At 61.2% G+C, this 15,995-nt stretch carries 13 protein-coding genes; 5 read left to right on the top strand and 8 right to left on the bottom strand.

The window, feature by feature from the left end; translation table 11 throughout:
- From ACSQ9D_RS24915 to ACSQ9D_RS24880, 8 genes are all read right to left on the bottom strand, one after another.
- Positions 1–3,054, bottom strand: coding sequence for an efflux RND transporter permease subunit (locus ACSQ9D_RS24915; RefSeq protein WP_436284548.1), 3,054 nt, complete (start codon positions 3,052–3,054; stop codon positions 1–3).
- Positions 3,051–4,148: an efflux RND transporter periplasmic adaptor subunit gene (locus ACSQ9D_RS24910; RefSeq protein WP_436284547.1), complete on the bottom strand. Its 1,098-nt coding sequence runs from the start codon at positions 4,146–4,148 to the stop codon at positions 3,051–3,053. The genes ACSQ9D_RS24915 and ACSQ9D_RS24910 overlap by 4 nt, the downstream gene beginning before the upstream one ends.
- 1 nt (position 4,149) lies before the next feature.
- Positions 4,150–5,214 (bottom strand): efflux RND transporter periplasmic adaptor subunit, encoded by a 1,065-nt coding sequence (locus ACSQ9D_RS24905; RefSeq protein ID WP_436284546.1) that lies wholly within the window; start codon positions 5,212–5,214, stop codon positions 4,150–4,152.
- A gap of 402 nt (positions 5,215–5,616) precedes the next feature.
- Complete coding sequence (locus ACSQ9D_RS24900; protein WP_436284545.1) at positions 5,617–6,639, bottom strand: hypothetical protein; 1,023 nt, start codon at positions 6,637–6,639, stop codon at positions 5,617–5,619.
- On the bottom strand, positions 6,639–7,526 hold the full coding sequence (locus ACSQ9D_RS24895) for a DUF2092 domain-containing protein (protein WP_436284544.1): 888 nt from the start codon (positions 7,524–7,526) through the stop codon (positions 6,639–6,641). The genes ACSQ9D_RS24900 and ACSQ9D_RS24895 overlap by 1 nt, the downstream gene beginning before the upstream one ends.
- 110 nt (positions 7,527–7,636) lie before the next feature.
- Positions 7,637–8,419 carry a 3-hydroxybutyrate dehydrogenase gene (locus ACSQ9D_RS24890; protein ID WP_436284543.1) on the bottom strand — a complete coding sequence of 261 codons (783 nt, stop codon included), beginning with the start codon at positions 8,417–8,419 and terminating at the stop codon, positions 7,637–7,639.
- A 24-nt stretch (positions 8,420–8,443) separates the two neighbouring features.
- Entirely contained in the window at positions 8,444–9,202 is a 759-nt protein-coding gene (locus ACSQ9D_RS24885; protein WP_436284542.1) for an acetoacetate decarboxylase, read from the bottom strand.
- 25 nt (positions 9,203–9,227) lie between these two features.
- The gene (locus ACSQ9D_RS24880; protein ID WP_436284541.1) at positions 9,228–10,406 is read right to left on the bottom strand and encodes a patatin-like phospholipase family protein; all 1,179 of its coding nucleotides are present in this window, start codon (positions 10,404–10,406) and stop codon (positions 9,228–9,230) included.
- A gap of 395 nt (positions 10,407–10,801) precedes the next feature.
- Between ACSQ9D_RS24880 and ACSQ9D_RS24875 the strand changes: the two genes are divergently transcribed.
- From ACSQ9D_RS24875 to ACSQ9D_RS24855, 5 genes are all read left to right on the top strand, one after another.
- On the top strand, positions 10,802–11,491 hold the full coding sequence (locus tag ACSQ9D_RS24875; protein WP_436285165.1) for a TetR/AcrR family transcriptional regulator: 690 nt from the start codon (positions 10,802–10,804) through the stop codon (positions 11,489–11,491).
- A gap of 74 nt (positions 11,492–11,565) precedes the next feature.
- The gene (locus tag ACSQ9D_RS24870; protein ID WP_436284540.1) at positions 11,566–12,015 is read left to right on the top strand and encodes a hypothetical protein; all 450 of its coding nucleotides are present in this window, start codon (positions 11,566–11,568) and stop codon (positions 12,013–12,015) included.
- Between the two features lie 801 nt (positions 12,016–12,816).
- Positions 12,817–13,191, top strand: a complete 375-nt coding sequence (locus tag ACSQ9D_RS24865; protein ID WP_436284539.1) for a hypothetical protein — start codon at positions 12,817–12,819, stop codon at positions 13,189–13,191.
- Positions 13,192–13,199: 8 nt separating this feature from the next.
- Positions 13,200–14,345 (top strand): HlyD family secretion protein, encoded by a 1,146-nt coding sequence (locus tag ACSQ9D_RS24860; RefSeq protein WP_436284538.1) that lies wholly within the window; start codon positions 13,200–13,202, stop codon positions 14,343–14,345.
- Positions 14,342–15,964, top strand: coding sequence for an MFS transporter (locus ACSQ9D_RS24855; protein ID WP_436284537.1), 1,623 nt, complete (start codon positions 14,342–14,344; stop codon positions 15,962–15,964). The genes ACSQ9D_RS24860 and ACSQ9D_RS24855 overlap by 4 nt, the downstream gene beginning before the upstream one ends.
- Positions 15,965–15,995: the final 31 nt, after the last annotated feature.

Raw genomic sequence — 15,995 nt, 5'->3', positions numbered from 1 at the left:
TCAGTGCTGCTCGACTTCGCGAGGGATCCGGAACCAGGCGACGTAGAGCGCCGGCAGGAAGAGAAGTGTCAGTGCCGTGCCGACGACGATCCCACCCATCATGGCGTAGGCCATGGGACCCCAGAAAATCTCATGCGAGATCGGGATCAGGGCGAGCGTTGCGGCCGCGGCAGTGAGCATGATCGGCCGCATTCGATGTTCGGTCGCCTCTACCACCGCCTTCCATGCCGACATTCCCTCTGCACGCAGCTCCTCGATCTGGACGATCAGGATCACGGAGTTGCGGATGAGGATCCCGACCAGCGCGAGCACGCCCAGGAGTGCGACGAACCCCAATGGCGAGTTGCTGACAAGCAGCGCCACGACGACGCCGATGAGCGCCAGAGGCGCCACGGAAAAGACCAGAAACAGCCTGTGGAAGCTCTGAAGCTGGATCATCAGCAGCGTCGCCATGATGACGAACATGGCCGGCGCCACCTTCGCGATCGGACCCTGCGACTTGGCGCTCTCCTCGACCGCGCCGCCGACCTTGACGGAATACCCGGCCGGCAGCGTCTTTTCGAAGGCCGCGACCTTGTCGGAGAGCGCCTTCACGACGGTCGCCGGCTGCGTCGCATCGCCGATCCCGGCCTTGATCGTGATGGTGGGAACTCTGTCGCGCCGCCAGATCGTCGGCTGTTCGAGCTCATAGTGGAAGGTCGCGACCGATGACAGCGGGACAGATTGACCACTGCTGCTTTGCAGTTGCAGGTCAAGCAGGGTGTCGATCGAGCCGCGCTCCTTTTCCGCGGCACGGCCGATGACATTGACCAGATAGATGTCATCCCGGACCTGCGTTACGGCATTTCCTTGGACGACGGTGTTGAGCGCCATTGCGATGTCCTGCGACGAGACGCCGAGCTGTCTGGCCTTGTCCTGCAGCACGTCGATCTTCACGACGCGGGCCGGCTCGTTCCAATTGAAGGCAAGGTTCGTAAGGGAGGGATGGGTGCCGACGATCGAGCCCAGCTTCTGTGCCAGGTCGCGCACCGTCTGCAGATTTTCACCGGACACACGGTACTGGATCGGCTTGCCAACCGGCGGGCCGATGTCCAGTAGCTTCACGTAGGCGTCCGTTCCCGGAAACGTCTTCTGAAGGTAGGTTTCCATCTGCTGCTTCAGCTTGTCCCTGACGTCGAGCCCCTTGGTGACAATGATCGTCTGGCCGATGGACACGTCTGCCGGCTGCACGTCGAAGGAAAGAACGAAGCGCGGCGCACCCCTCCCAACGTATGTCGACCAATGTTCGACGCCAGGGTTGCCGGCCAGCATCTCATGCTCGAACTGGGCCATCTGGCGGCTCGTTTCGGCAATCGAACTGTTCTGCGGCAGGTTCCAGTCGACGATCAGTTCAGGTCGGTCGGAGCTCGGGAAGAACTGCTGCTGCACCATCGACAGACCGACGACCGATCCAGCGAAGAGTAGGACTGTTGCGACGATCGTCATCCAACGCCAGCGCAGGCAGAACTGCAGAAGGCTCGCAAACGCCTTCGCAAAGCGGCCCTTGTGCTCGGCGTGCTTCTTCATGGTCTTCGGTAGAATGGTCACCCCGATCAGCGGCGTGAACACGACGGCGACCACCCACGAAACGACGAGTGAAACCGCGATGACGACAAAAAGCGTGAAGGTGAACTCGCCCGCGCTGCTCTTGTTGAAAGCAACGGGGATGAAACCCGCGACCGTGACGAGCGTGCCCGTCAGCATCGGGAATGCCGTGGATGTATAGACGTAGGTGGCGGCTTTCGTGAGACTGTCACCTGCTTCCAGCCGCGCGACCATCATCTCGACGGCGATCATGGCGTCGTCGACGAGGAGGCCAAGCGCGATGATCAGCGCTCCGAGCGAGATGCGCTGCAGCGAGATGCCCGTGTAGAGCATCACCAGGAAGGTGATGGCGAGCACCAACGGGATCGCGATTGCCACCACCAGGCCGGCCCTCATCCCGAGGCTGATGAAGCTGATCGCGAGCACGATCGCGACCGCCTCGAACAGCGCCTTTGTGAAGCCCCCAACCGCCTCCTCGACCACCTTCGGCTGGTCGGAGACCTTTTCGACGGAGACGCCGACCGGAAGCTCCTGGATGATGTTACCCATCGTCTTTTCAAGCGTTTCCCCGAAGGCGAGCAGGTTGCCGCCCGTCTTCATGCCGATCGCGAGCCCGATGGCTGGCTTTCCGTTGAAGCGGAAGAGCGACGTCGGTGGATCGACGTAGCCGCGGGTGATGGTGGCGACGTCCGTCAGCGGGAAGAAGCGGTCGTTTACCCGAAGATTGATCCCACGCAAGGTGTCTTCGGAGATGAAGCGCCCGCCGACCCGCAAAGCGACGCGCTCGGGCCCGGTTTCCACAAAGCCGGACTGGGTGACGGCGTTTTGCGCCTGCAGCGTGGCAATGATCGCGGAGCGGTCGATGCCGAGGGCGGCGATCTTGCGGGTGGAGAATTCGAGATAGATCACCTCATCCTGCGCCCCGACGATGTCGACCTTGCCGACGTCGGGGATCTTGAGGATCTGCGTTCGGGCGTTCTCCGCGAAATCACGCAGTTCCCTCTGGTTAAGTCCGCTGTCGCCCGTAAAGGCAAAGATATTGCCATAGACGTCGCCGAACTGGTCGTCGAAGAAGGGACCGACCACGCCTTGAGGAAATTCGTGCTTAATGTCGTCGACCAGGTTGCGGACGCGCGACCAGGTGGGCTTTACGTCCCGCGCGTTCGTATCGGGCAGCAGGTCGACGAAGACGGTCGTCTGACCGGCGGTCGTGATGCTGCGCGTGTGTTCGAGGTTGTCGAGTTCCTGCAGCTTCTTTTCGATGCGGTCGGTAACCTGCTGTGTCACCTCCTCGGCAGAAGCGCCGGGCCACTGGGCCTGGATCACCATCGTCTTGATCGTGAACGATGGATCTTCTTCGCGGCCGAGTCCAAGATAGGCAAAGGCGCCCGCTACCGCAAACATGATCATGAAATACCAGACGAGAGAGCGATGCGCGAGCGCCCAGTCCGAAAGGTTGAATTTATTCACGGGCGTGGCTCCTGTCCGAGTTTCACTTTCTGTCCATCGACGAGTTCATCGATTCCGGCGATGACGACCTCTTCCCCTTCCCGCAGGCCCGATAGAACCCTAACGGAACGGGCGTTGGACGCCGGGCCATCCAGTTCAACCGCTCTCGGAACGACAGTGGCTGTCGAGCGATCCACCACCCAGACCTGGATGGCGCCGTCTTCGCTGCGGATAGCGGAGACCGGCAACGCGATCGCCTGCTTCCTTTCTTCGCCAAGCGGCGTCGCGGTGACCACGGCGCCAAGGCGGAAGATGTCGGGCGCTTGATCGATTGCGATCTTCAGCCGATAGGTGCGGGTATTCGGATCGGCTTGAGGCGCGATCTCGCGGACGACACCAATGGCTCGAATCCTGCTGTCAAGCTGAAGGGCGACATTAAAGCGGTCGTCCAGGCGAATATTGCTGAACTGCGCCTCCGGAACGTCGACGACCACGTCGCGCTGCTCGAGGCGTGCCAGCTTCAGGACAGGCTGGCCCGCCGAGACGGTCTGGCCCATTTCTACGAACGTGGCGGTGACGACGCCATCGAACTCGGCCCTCAGTTGGGAGTAGCCAAGTTGCTCATTCGCCTTGGCAAGGCTCGCCGTTGCTTTCGCAGCATTGGCGGTAGCCGACTTGAGCTGCTGTTCGGCAAGATCGTGATCGGCAATGCTGGCTGCATTGCTCTGGACAAGCCTTCGCTTGCGCGTTTCGGTCGTCGCGGCGTTCTCCAACTGCGCCTGGGCGTTGCGCAGATCGGCTTCCGCGCTCTTGACCGCAAGCTGCAGACTGAGAGGATCGATCTCCGCAAGGACATCGCCCTTGTGGACCAGGTCGCCAACATCGACCTTGCGAGACACCATCCTTCCGAGAGTCCGGAACGCCAGATCGGTCTCGATGCGGGCTCGCACCACGCCGGGCAAGCTTGGCACTTTGTCCTGTTCAGCCGCAGCCATGACGACTTTGACAGGACGGGGGGGCGCCTGCTCTCCTGCGACAGAGTTTCGATCACAGCCGACAAGCAGGGAAACTGATAGAACCATTGGAAGAGAGCTACATATGCGAACGAGTGTCATCTCACTTGCCTTCCCAAGCGACTGCCTGGCCTTCCTTGAGGAATTTGCCGCCTTCGGTGACGATCAGGTCATGCGGGGTGACGCCGCCGGTGACGACGAAATCGCTCTGGCGGTATCGGTCGACCGATATCTTGCGGAGCGAAACAGAATGGTTTTGGGTGTTGACCAGCCACACGGCGGGTTCGCCTTCGGCTGATGCGATCGCGGTGTAGGGCAGCACAATTCCGTCGCGCGGCGAGGCCCGCAGCTTGCCCACCACGGGCGTCCCGAGCGGCCATTGCGCGGCTTCCTGGAGCCCCACCTTGATCCGGATCGTGCCACCCTTCCCGTCTATGACGGGCGAGACCTCGCGTATGTTGGCATGGACGTCGCGGGAGAGATCCGATACCGGTGCGACCTCGACGTCCTTCAACGGCCGGCCATCCAGGAAGAACGCCTCGAAGACATCGAACACTGCATCTCTCGGACCGTCGTGGGCGAGCGTGAAGGCAGACTGCGCCGCTGATACCACCTGCCCCGCCTCAATGCCGCGCGATGTGATGATGCCGTCCGCGGCGGCCTTCAGCTCGGTGTAGGACAGCGCGTCCTCGGCCGTCGCGAGCGCGGCCTCCGCGGCCTCGAGGGAAGCCTGCGCGCTCAGCAGCTCCTTCTGCGCATCGTCAAAGATCGCCCGAGGAACCGCCTGCGACTGCAGGAGCGACCTCGACCGCTCGAACGCCAGCGTCTTCTGTGCAACGACGGCCTGCGCCGACTCCAGCGCGGCACGGGCGACACTCACATCCGCCTGTTGTTCCGTGTCGTTGAGCCTTGCAAGCACGTCGCCGGCGCGGACGTGCGATCCGACGTCGACCTTTCTCTCGAGAACCCGACCGCTGACGCGAAAGGAGAGTTCGGTCTGGACCCGTGCCTTCACCTCGCCGGTGATTTCCGCACCCGGTTGATACTGAGCCGCCGACGCCGCAACAACGCGGACCTGCTGCGGCGGCGGCGCCACTTCAGCTTTGTCCTCGCAGGCAGCCAGAAATGCGCAGGCGAGACCAACTCCCAGCAATCGAAAGGACTGCATTTTTTGCTCCGGTAGGTTTTGCGACCAAAAGAGAGCCGCGTTGTTCGTCGCATAACGGGTCATCACCCGATGTTGACAACGCCCACTTAAAGGCTAGAGTGGGCATTGTCAACATTGCACAGGGAAAAATGTTGACAAGCGCAACATCGACACGGAGCGGGCGACTAGGACCAAGCCACGTCCGCTGCAGATCAGCGCCTGCCACCATGGCGATGGAGGCCGCTGACCTCGCTGTGAACGGACTTCTGCCGCCTTCGGGACGGGTGGCCTGATCTGTAGGGGTGCGTCAAAGCGGAAGGAGCCCTGCCTCGCAAAGGCCGGATTCGTCGCGATTGTCCGGCCCACGATGCTGAACCTCTCCGCCACCTTGAGCTGATTCAAGTTCCCACCAGGCACGCGGTCCTAATCAGACGGCGGAGTCGCGCCCGTGACCAAGATGTTTCCCTGGATTTTATATGCGATCCGCAAATTTGCGGCGGCGGCCTGAAGCCAATCGACCGCACCTTCCGATGTCCATACCGTGCCATCCGGTGGCAGGCTCTCAAACAGACCCACAATCAGCGGATTCACCGACGGGGAGCTGCTGTTGCTGCCGCCCGTATTCGATCCGCCGTTTCCACCGCCAGCGGACGGATCGGAGCGGCTCTGATTGGAAGAGCCCGCAGATGACCGGCCAGAAGAGCCTGAAGACGTCGCGTGAGACGAACCCGAAGAGGTGCCGTGGAACGAACCCGAGGACGCTGCGCCAGAGGAACCCGTAGCGGATCCAGACTGGTATCCGTCGGAAGAATATGTCGTTCTGCCGGTGCTGGAGGCGGCCGCAGCACCGGCGACGACGCCTGCCGCATAGCCGCCCAGGACGTAGGCTCCGCGACGATAGTCTCCACGGCCATACTCTCCGTGACCATAGTCTCCAACGCCGTGGTCCCCACGACCATAGTATCCACGGCCAAAGTATCCGTTGCCGTTCCCAGAGACCTTGAGATCGCCGGAGTTGTTGACGGTGAGGTTGCCTGAGTCTTTTGCGACGATATTGCCCCCGGAGTTCATGAAGGCGCGGTCCCCGTTGAAGTTGCCGTCTGAGTTCAGCGTGTTGCGGACATTTCCGGACACGTTGCTCCCTCCACGGCCCGCCCCTTCCGCCAATCGCCCCTTTGCGCCAGCGACACTTGGCACACGAGTACGACGGTTCACCGGTGGACGGTTCTGCACGCTCATCGGCAGGCGGCCGTGGCTTGCCATCGGCGGGCGCGGTATGCCGCCCATCCGCGGACGTGGCGGCGCGCCCGACGGCAGATGTGGTGGGCCTCCAGACGGCAGGGGCGGTGGACCGCCGGGCGGCGGCGCAAACTGACCGAAGGCAACGTCCGATGTAATGGCCGTTAAAGCGAGAAAAGCAAAGCAGGTGCGCCTCAGATAGCTCATCACTTGCTTCCTTCCGTTCCCGACGCGACGGCTGGTGTCAGGTCGATCTTTTTCGCACCGACGGGAGGTTCAAAGGTGAATTCGGCGTCGGACAGAGGGGGCTGGGTCTTCCAACTCGTGAATTCTGCGATGAACCTGGGCCGGCCCTGCAGCAACGGGTAGGTGACGATCAGGCGACGGGGCGTCGCAGCGCTATTGTTCTCGACCCACAATTCCACATCGATGCCGGACTTCTGTGAGAAAAGCAGATGCCGACACTCAATGCCGTCGACGGTAGCCGTCCCCACCTGCCAGGCGGCCCCGGCATCGCCCAACAGAACTTTGTCCGGAGAACCTCCAAAGAGGACGCCGAGCGGGAAATCGAGGTCCAGCTTCTCTGTCACGTCGTCGATCGCGGACGGTATGTCACCCGATGCGGGGATCATCATGTACTTCTTGCTGTCGGGATAGAAGACCGAGGCCGCCTTGCCGTCGTAGAACAGATCGTGCTTGCCGTCATCGCCGGTGAATTCGACTGCGATCCGATCGGGACGGCGCACCGCGATTTTCATCGTATGGAAGATGTGAAGCGGCTGCCCAAATTCGTCCAGGTAAACACTGATCGTTCTTGCTGTAATCGACAGGTCCCTGGCAAGGAGCGTCTTGCCCATCTGCGAAACGGCGGTGGCGGCCTCGTCGCTGACGGCTGGCTTGAACGGAGGTGTCGGTTCATCGGCTCGGGCTGTCGGCAGTGCGGCGAATCCTACGCAGACGCCGAGCGCAGTAGTCTGGACGGCGCTCCGCAGTATCGCAGTCACTCCACGCACGCTGTCGACAGAGCGACTCCTGGCGACCGAAGGTCGCCAGGCCTTCGAGAGGGCCTGCCGCAAACCATTGCAGACTTCCATGTTCATTTCCTTTGATACTAAAGAACGAGATAGCGCGAACCTACTGCGGCTCGTCGCGAGGTAGAGTTGTTTCCGGGGTGCAAGGTGTCGTCCGTCTGTCCGCACCGATCCTACTGCATGAACCAGCCGTGGCTCACGACCAGCGACTGACCGGTCACGGCATTGGACCTGGCCGCCGCGAAATAGAGAACAGCGTCCGCCACGTCATCGGTGCTGGTGAACTCGCCGTCGACCGTATCCTTGAGCATCACCGTCTTGACCACCTGGTCCTCGCTGATGCCGAGCTCCCGCGCCTGCTCGGGGATCTGTTTGTCGACGAGCGGCGTGCGCACGAAGCCGGGGCAGACCACGTTGGCCGTGACGTTGTGCGCGGCTCCTTCCTTTGCCAGTACCTTAGCCAGTCCGATCAGTCCGTGCTTCGCCGTGACATAAGGCGCCTTCAGCTTCGACGCTTCCTTGGAGTGCACGGACCCCATGTAGATCACCCGGCCGTAATTGGCGGCATACATGTGCTTGAGGCAGGCACGGGTGGTCAGAAAGGCGCCGTCAAGATGGATCGAAAGCAACTTTCTCCAGTCCGCAAAGGGAAAATCGACCAGAGGCTTGACGATCTGGATGCCGGCATTGCTGACGAGCACGTCGACCTTGCCGAACCTGGCGACCACCTCGCCTACGGCCTTTTCCACCTGCTCCTCGTCGGCGACGTTCATCGCCACCGCGAAGGCGTCGCCGCCCTTGCCCTTGACCTCGGCCGCCGTTGCATTCGCGGCGTCGAGATTGAGGTCGGCGATCACGGGAATGCCACCTTCGGCTGCGAAGCGAAGCGCGATTTCCTTGCCGATGCCGCCCGCGGCTCCGGTGATAACAGCCACTCGTCCATCAAATCGAGACATGGATAGTTCCTTTCAGTTCCGGGTTCAGTCGTGCTTGAGATAGTCGAATACGACCTCGCCAAGGCCGAGCGTTAGGTCTGCGATGTAATGGCTGGCCGACGTGACCTCCCGCACGGGCAGCCGCGCGACATCGCACATCGCGTGTTCGAACAATTGCAGGGCTGCCGGCCCGGCCCATGCGCCCTTCAGCGTCACATCCTCAAGATGGCAGCGCACCAGTTCGCAAATCCGGGGCGAGCCGTCGACGTGCGGGATGATCTTCAACATGAAGGCAGGCTTCGCCATCGCTTTTGCCAGCGGCTCCAGGGGGAGCTCCCGATGCTTGTAACCCATGGTCGCCCTCACGCAGAGAACCGAGCCATAGTGCAGCGTTCCGACGAGCGTCTCCTGCTCGTGCGACAGCTTCGGGGTCGCCAGTTTCTTCGGAAAGCCCCAGATCTCGCGCCCGCCGGCGATCGGCGAGTTGTCGTCGAGGTACATGGCATGCACATAGCTGCCTTCCTGGACCTCGCCGGATGGCGTCGTGAAGCGCACCGGAATGACCTGCCCGGTCTCCGTATAGTCGCCGAAGCCGGTCGAATCCGGCATGCGGATGAATTCATAGGCTACGGCGTCGCCGATCACTTCCAGCGGCTCCGGCACGACGGCGCGCAGGGTCTCCGGATCGGTCCGATAGTTGATGACGACAAATTCGCGATTGTAGAACTTGTAGGGTGGCCTGGGATAGGCCGGATTGTTGAGCGGCATCGCGAAGGCATTTTCGCGGATTGCGGCGATCTTCATGGTTGTGCTCTTCTTTGGTGAAAATTCAATCGAAGTCGAAAATGGCCACGCCGTCGGGCGTGTCGGGCCGCTGCAACACCTCGGGGTGGCGCAGTGTTCGAAGGGCGTCGTTGTAGCCGGAGGTCCAGTGCTCCTCCATGGTCAGGCGGGAGAACTCGTAATCCTTGGAGCTGGCTTCGTAGTTCTTGGCGCGATATATGAGCTGGACGATGTTGTAGACCTTCTCGTCAGCCTGATCGACGAGAAGCTTGATCTCCCGATCGGCGCGCAGCAGCGCGTCCTGCGGGACGAGTTCGACCAGATGGCCGAGGGCGCGACGCAGCCGCTGCTGCGTCTTGAATTGGTCGGTCGCCACGCGGGTGCGGCTTGAGAAGCGGATATCCTTCTGCCGTAGTTCGATGCCGAGGAGGTCACGCGGGAACTCGCCACGCGCGCTCCAGAGGTCGACCTGAAAGGCCAGCGTGTCCTGGCGCGGCGAGTTGTCGAGGACCCATTGCAGCGGAGTGTTGGATATGAGGCCGCCATCCCAGTAGCACTCGCCGTCGATCCTCGTCGCCGGGAAGCCGGGCGGCAGGGAGCCGCTCGCCATGATATGTTCGGGGCGGATATCGTGGGTCGTGGTGTCGAAATACTCGAAGTTGCCGGTGCGTACGTTGACGGCGCCGACGCTGAAACGCATGGCTCCCGTGTTGATGCGGTCGAAGTCCACCAGCCGCTCCAGCGTCGCCTTGAGCGGCGCGACGTCGTAGAAGCTTTCCGCCTCGATACTGCCGGCGGACGAAAAGAAAGGTGGCACCGGACGGGGCGTGAAGAAGCCCGCTGCGCCGTCCGTGAGGGTGGCGAAGGCGTGTGCCTGATTGAGCAGGCCACGCGCGAAATCACCCTGGAACCCCATCGCCCCCAGCATGGCTGAAAACAGAGTGGGAATCCCGTGAGCCGGGGCCGTTACCGTCTCCCAGAAGCTCCGGAGCGCCTCCACTCGTCTGTCGGGCGGATTGCCGGCAATCAAGGCACTGTTGATGGCACCGATGGAGATGCCGGCGACCCAGTCCGGATGCAGACCGGCTTCGGCCAGAGCCTGGTAGACACCCGCCTGATACGAACCGAGCGCCCCTCCGCCTTGCAACAATAGCGCGATACGCTCGAACGGCGGACGCTCCGTGAGGTGGCGCGTCTTTTTTGTGACGGGATGTTGATCGGCCATGCAGTGTACCTCTTTTGTTGTAGTGTCCCGCGGGCGCGAATTGCATGGCTGCATTGCGCCGAAAAATGGGAGCTGTGGCTGAGATCAGGGAGTTGTCTGCAGGCGATTTCAGCCCAATGTTGCCTGCGGCAGTCGGCGTCGGGCTTCAGCGTCCACATGGCGGTGAACTCCTTGACCTCGTTCCTTCCACCCTTGCCCATGACAAGACCTTGGGTAACGCAGGTCCGACGCTTCTAAGCTGCGGTCCTCACGGTTCATTGGAGTCTCCAATCTGATGCGCGTAACGGGGCTTGCTCGATGTTGACAACGCCCACTTAGAGAGCAGAGTGGACAATGTCAACATCGCTCGAGCAAAAATGTTGACAGAAGCAACTTCAACACCTAAATGGACGGATATGACCCAAGACATTTCCACGACAGAGCTGCGTCCCTACCACCATGGTGATCTGCACAGGGCGATCGTAGGTGCCGCCCTCGATGTTCTCAGCGAATCCCAAAGCACGGAGTTTTCGCTTCGGGAGCTCGCCCGTCGCGCGGGCGTCAGCCATAACGCCCCGTACAAACACTTCGCCGACAAGCGTGAATTGCTGACGGCCGTCTCGGCGGTGGGATTCGAGCTCCTTGCAAAAAAGATGACCGACGCGACGAAGAAACTCGACAGTCCGCGCGAGCGGCTGGCAGCCATGGCGCGCGCGTATGTTTGCGGCGGCGTCAACAATCCTGCGCTCTACAGATTGATGTTCGGCGGCTATCTTACCGGTCAGGACAATGGGCGCCCTGCGATCGAAAGAACTGCGGCTAACAACATGAAAGCCCTCATTGTAGGCGCGATATGCGACGGCGCACTCGGGCGTCTCATTCCAAACACCGCGGCAAACACCCGTAAGATTGATGGGGCCATTCTAATATTCTGGTCGCAAATGCACGGACTCACTTTGCTGCTCGTAGACCGCCTCGTCGGTCCCAGCGGCAAGATCGAGGAGCTGACCGAGAACGTCTTGCAAGGCATGCTCGACGGATTGGCGAATTGTATCCCCACGGTACCAGAAGGCGTTTGGATAGGTCCTCCTCCGCCTGCCGAGTAGAACCTGGGGCTTATCGGTCACCCGCCCTGTCATTTATGTGGTGCGCGCCGTCTCGTTCCGAGAGGAGAATTCTCATGGACGCATACATCTCTGCTCTGATGGGTCTCGCCGGCATTGCGATTGGCAGCCTGACCTCGTTTGCCACCACGTGGATGACGCATCGATCACAGGTGAAGGAAAAACATCGCGAGCTCGAAGCTGCCAAGCGCGAAAAGCTGTTTTCGGATTTCATCGCCGAAGCCACGCGGCTTTACGGTGACGCAATCAGCCACCAGAAAGACGACGTCTCCGACCTCGTGCTGCTCTATGCATTGGTCGCCCAGATGCGTCTGATCGCATCCCGTCCGGTCGTGGATGGAGCCGAGCTGGCGATGGCAAGGATCGTCGAAACCTATCTGACACCCAATCGCTCGCTCTCTGAAATCCGGGATCTTGCCCGTTCCGGCGCGATGAACTTTCTCCTTGATTTTGGTGAGGCTTGCCGGGCGGAATTGGCGGCAGGGTACCTATCTACTCGGCGATAGGATTTTACCGAACTCGGTAGCAGAGCTACCATCAGCCACATTTCTCCCAGCAATTTACCTCCAGCCCATGGGCACGACACAGAGCACGGCCGCCCAAGGTTATTCTCACGCGCCCACCGGTCGAAAACGTTCATCGATAGACGAGCGCGCAGATGGACCGAGATTGCCTGGTGGTATAGGCGGGCCCATACCTAAGTGTAGTTACGCAATCTGCCCGTTCGGTCTACCTTTTCTCTATCGCCTCAACCCCTCGATGAGGCGGGTAGCATCCTCCCAGCTACCGGGCTTCGGTGTCCCTCCCCTCCGCCGAGGCCGCGGATCCTCCCAAGGTCCGCCTAGGCCGTCTCCATCCGCCCGGAGACGGCCTTCTTTTTATGAGAGCCGGAGGCTTTGGCCCCCCGCAAGAAACCGCGGCATCGTTAACAATCTTTTCCAAATATCGGGCATAACTCGCCCAGGCCGCAGGATTTTGGCGATCGGCATGCTCGCGAACTGACGATCGCGACAATCCGTTTGCCACCCGCGTCCATCTGAGGCAGTGGACTGCCAGATCGAGCGAGGGTGTCCATTTTTTCGTTGCCGCCGGAACCGGGTCATTCTTCTCCAGGCCTTGCGCCGGACGGGAGCACAAATGAGCTCGCGAGCTGCGCCCTCTTTCCTTGCTTGCAGTCGTCCCGCTTGCCAATCCCACACCACTCACCACCTACACCTACGTATGATTCACCGCAGCAGTCCGTTCGACTAGACTCCTTGCATCGACCAGCGAAGCGCTCGGTTCGATCAGGATGCGAGGATCTCGTCATGTACCAGGATTCCATCACCAACCTTTCCCGCCTGGGCGAACGCAAGGCACCCATGGTCCGCAGCCGGCTCTTCGCGGGCCTGGGAGCGGCGATGGCGGGCGCCTATATCGGCTTCGGCGACATTCTGACGTTTACCGCCGGTGCGCATGTCGATCCTGCCACCTTCTTCATGAGGCTGATTGGCGATCATCCCGCAAATACCCCTGTTGCCGGCGCTCTTCACAATCTGGTCTGGGTCACCCTCGGCAATCTGATCGGCGGGACGGCCTTCATGGCGCTCGGCTGGGCGCAGTTCCACCACAGCTGGCACGTTTCGGGCATGCCCGCTCGCATAGCCGTCCGGGCAAGGATTTGCGCCAACAGAAACGAGTGAGGCTCGTCATGGACGACCCACTCAATATCACAAACCTCAGCCCGCCGCCGGCCAGTCTCGCGCCGCCCGGCGAGGCTCTCGTTTCGAGCCCGCAGCCTTCGACGGCCACGGCGACAATCAGACGGCTCGCCATTCCGGCCCTGGCAATCGCGGTCGTCTGCGCCAGCGTGGCACTGGTCATGGCAGACTGGAACCGATGGGTGGCCGGTGCTGCCAAGCAATCGACGGACGACGCGGTCATCAATGCTGATGTCTCCACCCTCAGCGCGCAGGTCAGCGGCACGGTACGAAGCACGCCGGTTGGAGACTATCAGCGGGTCACGAAAGGCCAGTTGCTCGGTGAAATCGATCCCCGCGAGTATGACGCCGCCGTCGAGGTGGCCAAGGCGAACCTGGCATCCACCAACGCCTCGCTCGCAAACCTTGCGAACCAAATCGCATTGCAGAAGGCTGTCGTGCAGGCAGCCGAAGCGCAGAACGCATCCGCGCTTGCCCAGCAAACCCAGACTGAGCTTGAGTTCCACCGGCAGACAAATCTTGGCGATGCCACGTCGCAGCAGCTGCTGCAGCAGGCACAATCGGCCTATCTCCAGGCCCAGGCTGCCGTCAAATCGACCGCAGCCGCCATCGAGCAACAGAAGGCGCAGTTGAAGGTTCTTGATGGACAGGATCCGTTGTTGCGCGCTGAGGTTAGCGCTGCACAGGGAAATCTCGACACGGCGCTGATTCACCAGGGATACACCCGCATCTATGCACCCTTCGATGGTGTCGTTGGCCGCAAGCTCGTCCACGAAGGCGATTTTGTCGCCGCCGGCACCAGCGTCATTTCGGAGGTGCCCCTTCCAAGCGTCTACGTGACGGCAAACTTCAAGGAGACACAGCTTGCCCGTATGACCCCAGGCCGTCAGGCCAAGGTCACCATTGATACATTTCCCGGCCAGACGCTCGATGGAAAGGTCTCCCGGCTGTCGCCGGCAAGCGGCTCCATTTTCGCGCTTTTGCCGCCTGACAATGCCACCGGCAATTATACCAAGGTCGTGCAGCGCATTCCGGTCAGGATCGATCTCGATCCGGGCCAAACGCTTGCCAATCAGCTCAAGCCGGGAATGTCGGCTGTCGTCAGCGTCGATACGTCGGTGGACGCAAAGCCGTGAGCGCCGCAGCGAGCACTTATGGTCCGGTGACCAGTGGCACGACAGCCAGTCGCCCCTACCTCATCGTCGCCGCGCTGCTGCTGGCGTCCTTCGTGGTCGGTTTCGACACCAGGGTCTTTACCGTCGGCCTTCCAGACCTGCGCGGCGCCTATTCATTGGGGGCCGACGAGGCCTCCTGGCTGAACACCATTGCCAACGCACCGCAGATCCTCATCTCGTCGGCGGTGGCATGGCTTGCCACAGTGTTTGGCGTCCGCCGGGTGATGATCCCTTCGAGCCTTGTCTACGCCTGCATCTCGTTTGCGATCCCGCTGCTCCATGACGGGACTGCGCTCTATGCGCTTCATGCTGTGCGGGCGCTGCTGCTCGGCGTCTTCATCCCGGCAACGATCATGGTGATCTTCCGGAACCTCGACATGAGATACTGGCTGATCGGAATTGCGATTTACGCGCTTCGCCTTCCCTTGTCTCAAAATCTCGGTTTCGTGCTTGTCGGGGTCTATGGGGACTACCTCGGTTGGCAATGGCTCTATTGGCAGGACGTGATCGTCGCGCCACTCATTGCGCTCTTGCTGATCGTTGCTGCTCCAAAGGAGGAGATCAACGTCAGCTTGCTTGCGACTGCCGATTGGGGCGGAATGCTGCTGCTCGGTTCATCGATGACGATGATCTATATCGCTCTTGACCAGGGAAACCGGCTCGATTGGTTCCAGTCAGGCATCATCAATTCGCTTCTTGCCGGCGGCGCGATCCTTGCCATCGGATTTTTCATCAACGAAAGCGTGGTGAAACTCCCCTGGGCACATGCCAGCGTTATCCTGTCGCGCAACATCGGGCTCGGCTACGCCGTTATTGTCGCCTTCACATTCTCGAGCTCCGGCGGCTCGATCGTCATCCCGGCATTCCTGCAAAACGTCGTCGGGTTGCGACCCATTGCGATTGCAGAGCTCTATGTCGTTGGTGCCGTCATCCCGGTCTTTGTCTTCATCACGCTGGCCGTCTATCTGCAGCGTCGGGTGGATTCGAGATTGTGCATCCTCATCGGTCTGGTGGCGATGGCGCTCGGTTCTCTCTTTGGTTCCAGGCTGACGATTGAATGGTCTGCTTGGAACTTCCTGCCCGTCGTTCTCCTGTTTACCGCGGGCCAGTCGTTCACCTTCTTCTCAACGGTCGTCTACCTCTTGGCAAACACCGATCCAAAGCGGGCAACCGCGGCGTCTGCCTATATCCAGGTCATCCGGCTTGGAAGTGCTGAATTGGCTGTCAGCGTGCTGAACACCTGGCTGCGGCAGCGCGAGCAGTTTCACTCCAACATACTGAACGGCCCGATTACGGCCTCTTCACGAGATTTCCATGGCGTGATGGCCAGGCTGGAGACGCTGTTCGGTGCCTCGCCGCGGGGAAGCCTGGAAGCATTGTCGACGGTTGCGGCACACGTCCGAGCCCAGGCCTATGTGCTTGCCTATTCCGATGGCTTTATCCTGTCGTTTTGCTTCGCCGTCGTCGGTTTGGGGCTCGTCGCGTTGATGGGCGCGATGCCGTTCGGCCCACTCCACCCAGACTTTCATCATAAGAGGCCCGCAGCAGGGACCCCGGTTGCGCAGGGCAAGGCCGCTTGATCGACAAGCGCCCACCAGGCGTTGCCGGTCA

The sequence above is a fragment of the Rhizobium sp. LjRoot258 genome, from assembly GCF_964254185.1.
Lineage (GTDB): Bacteria > Pseudomonadota > Alphaproteobacteria > Rhizobiales > Rhizobiaceae > Rhizobium.
This window is presented reverse-complemented; position numbering and strand designations above follow the sequence as displayed.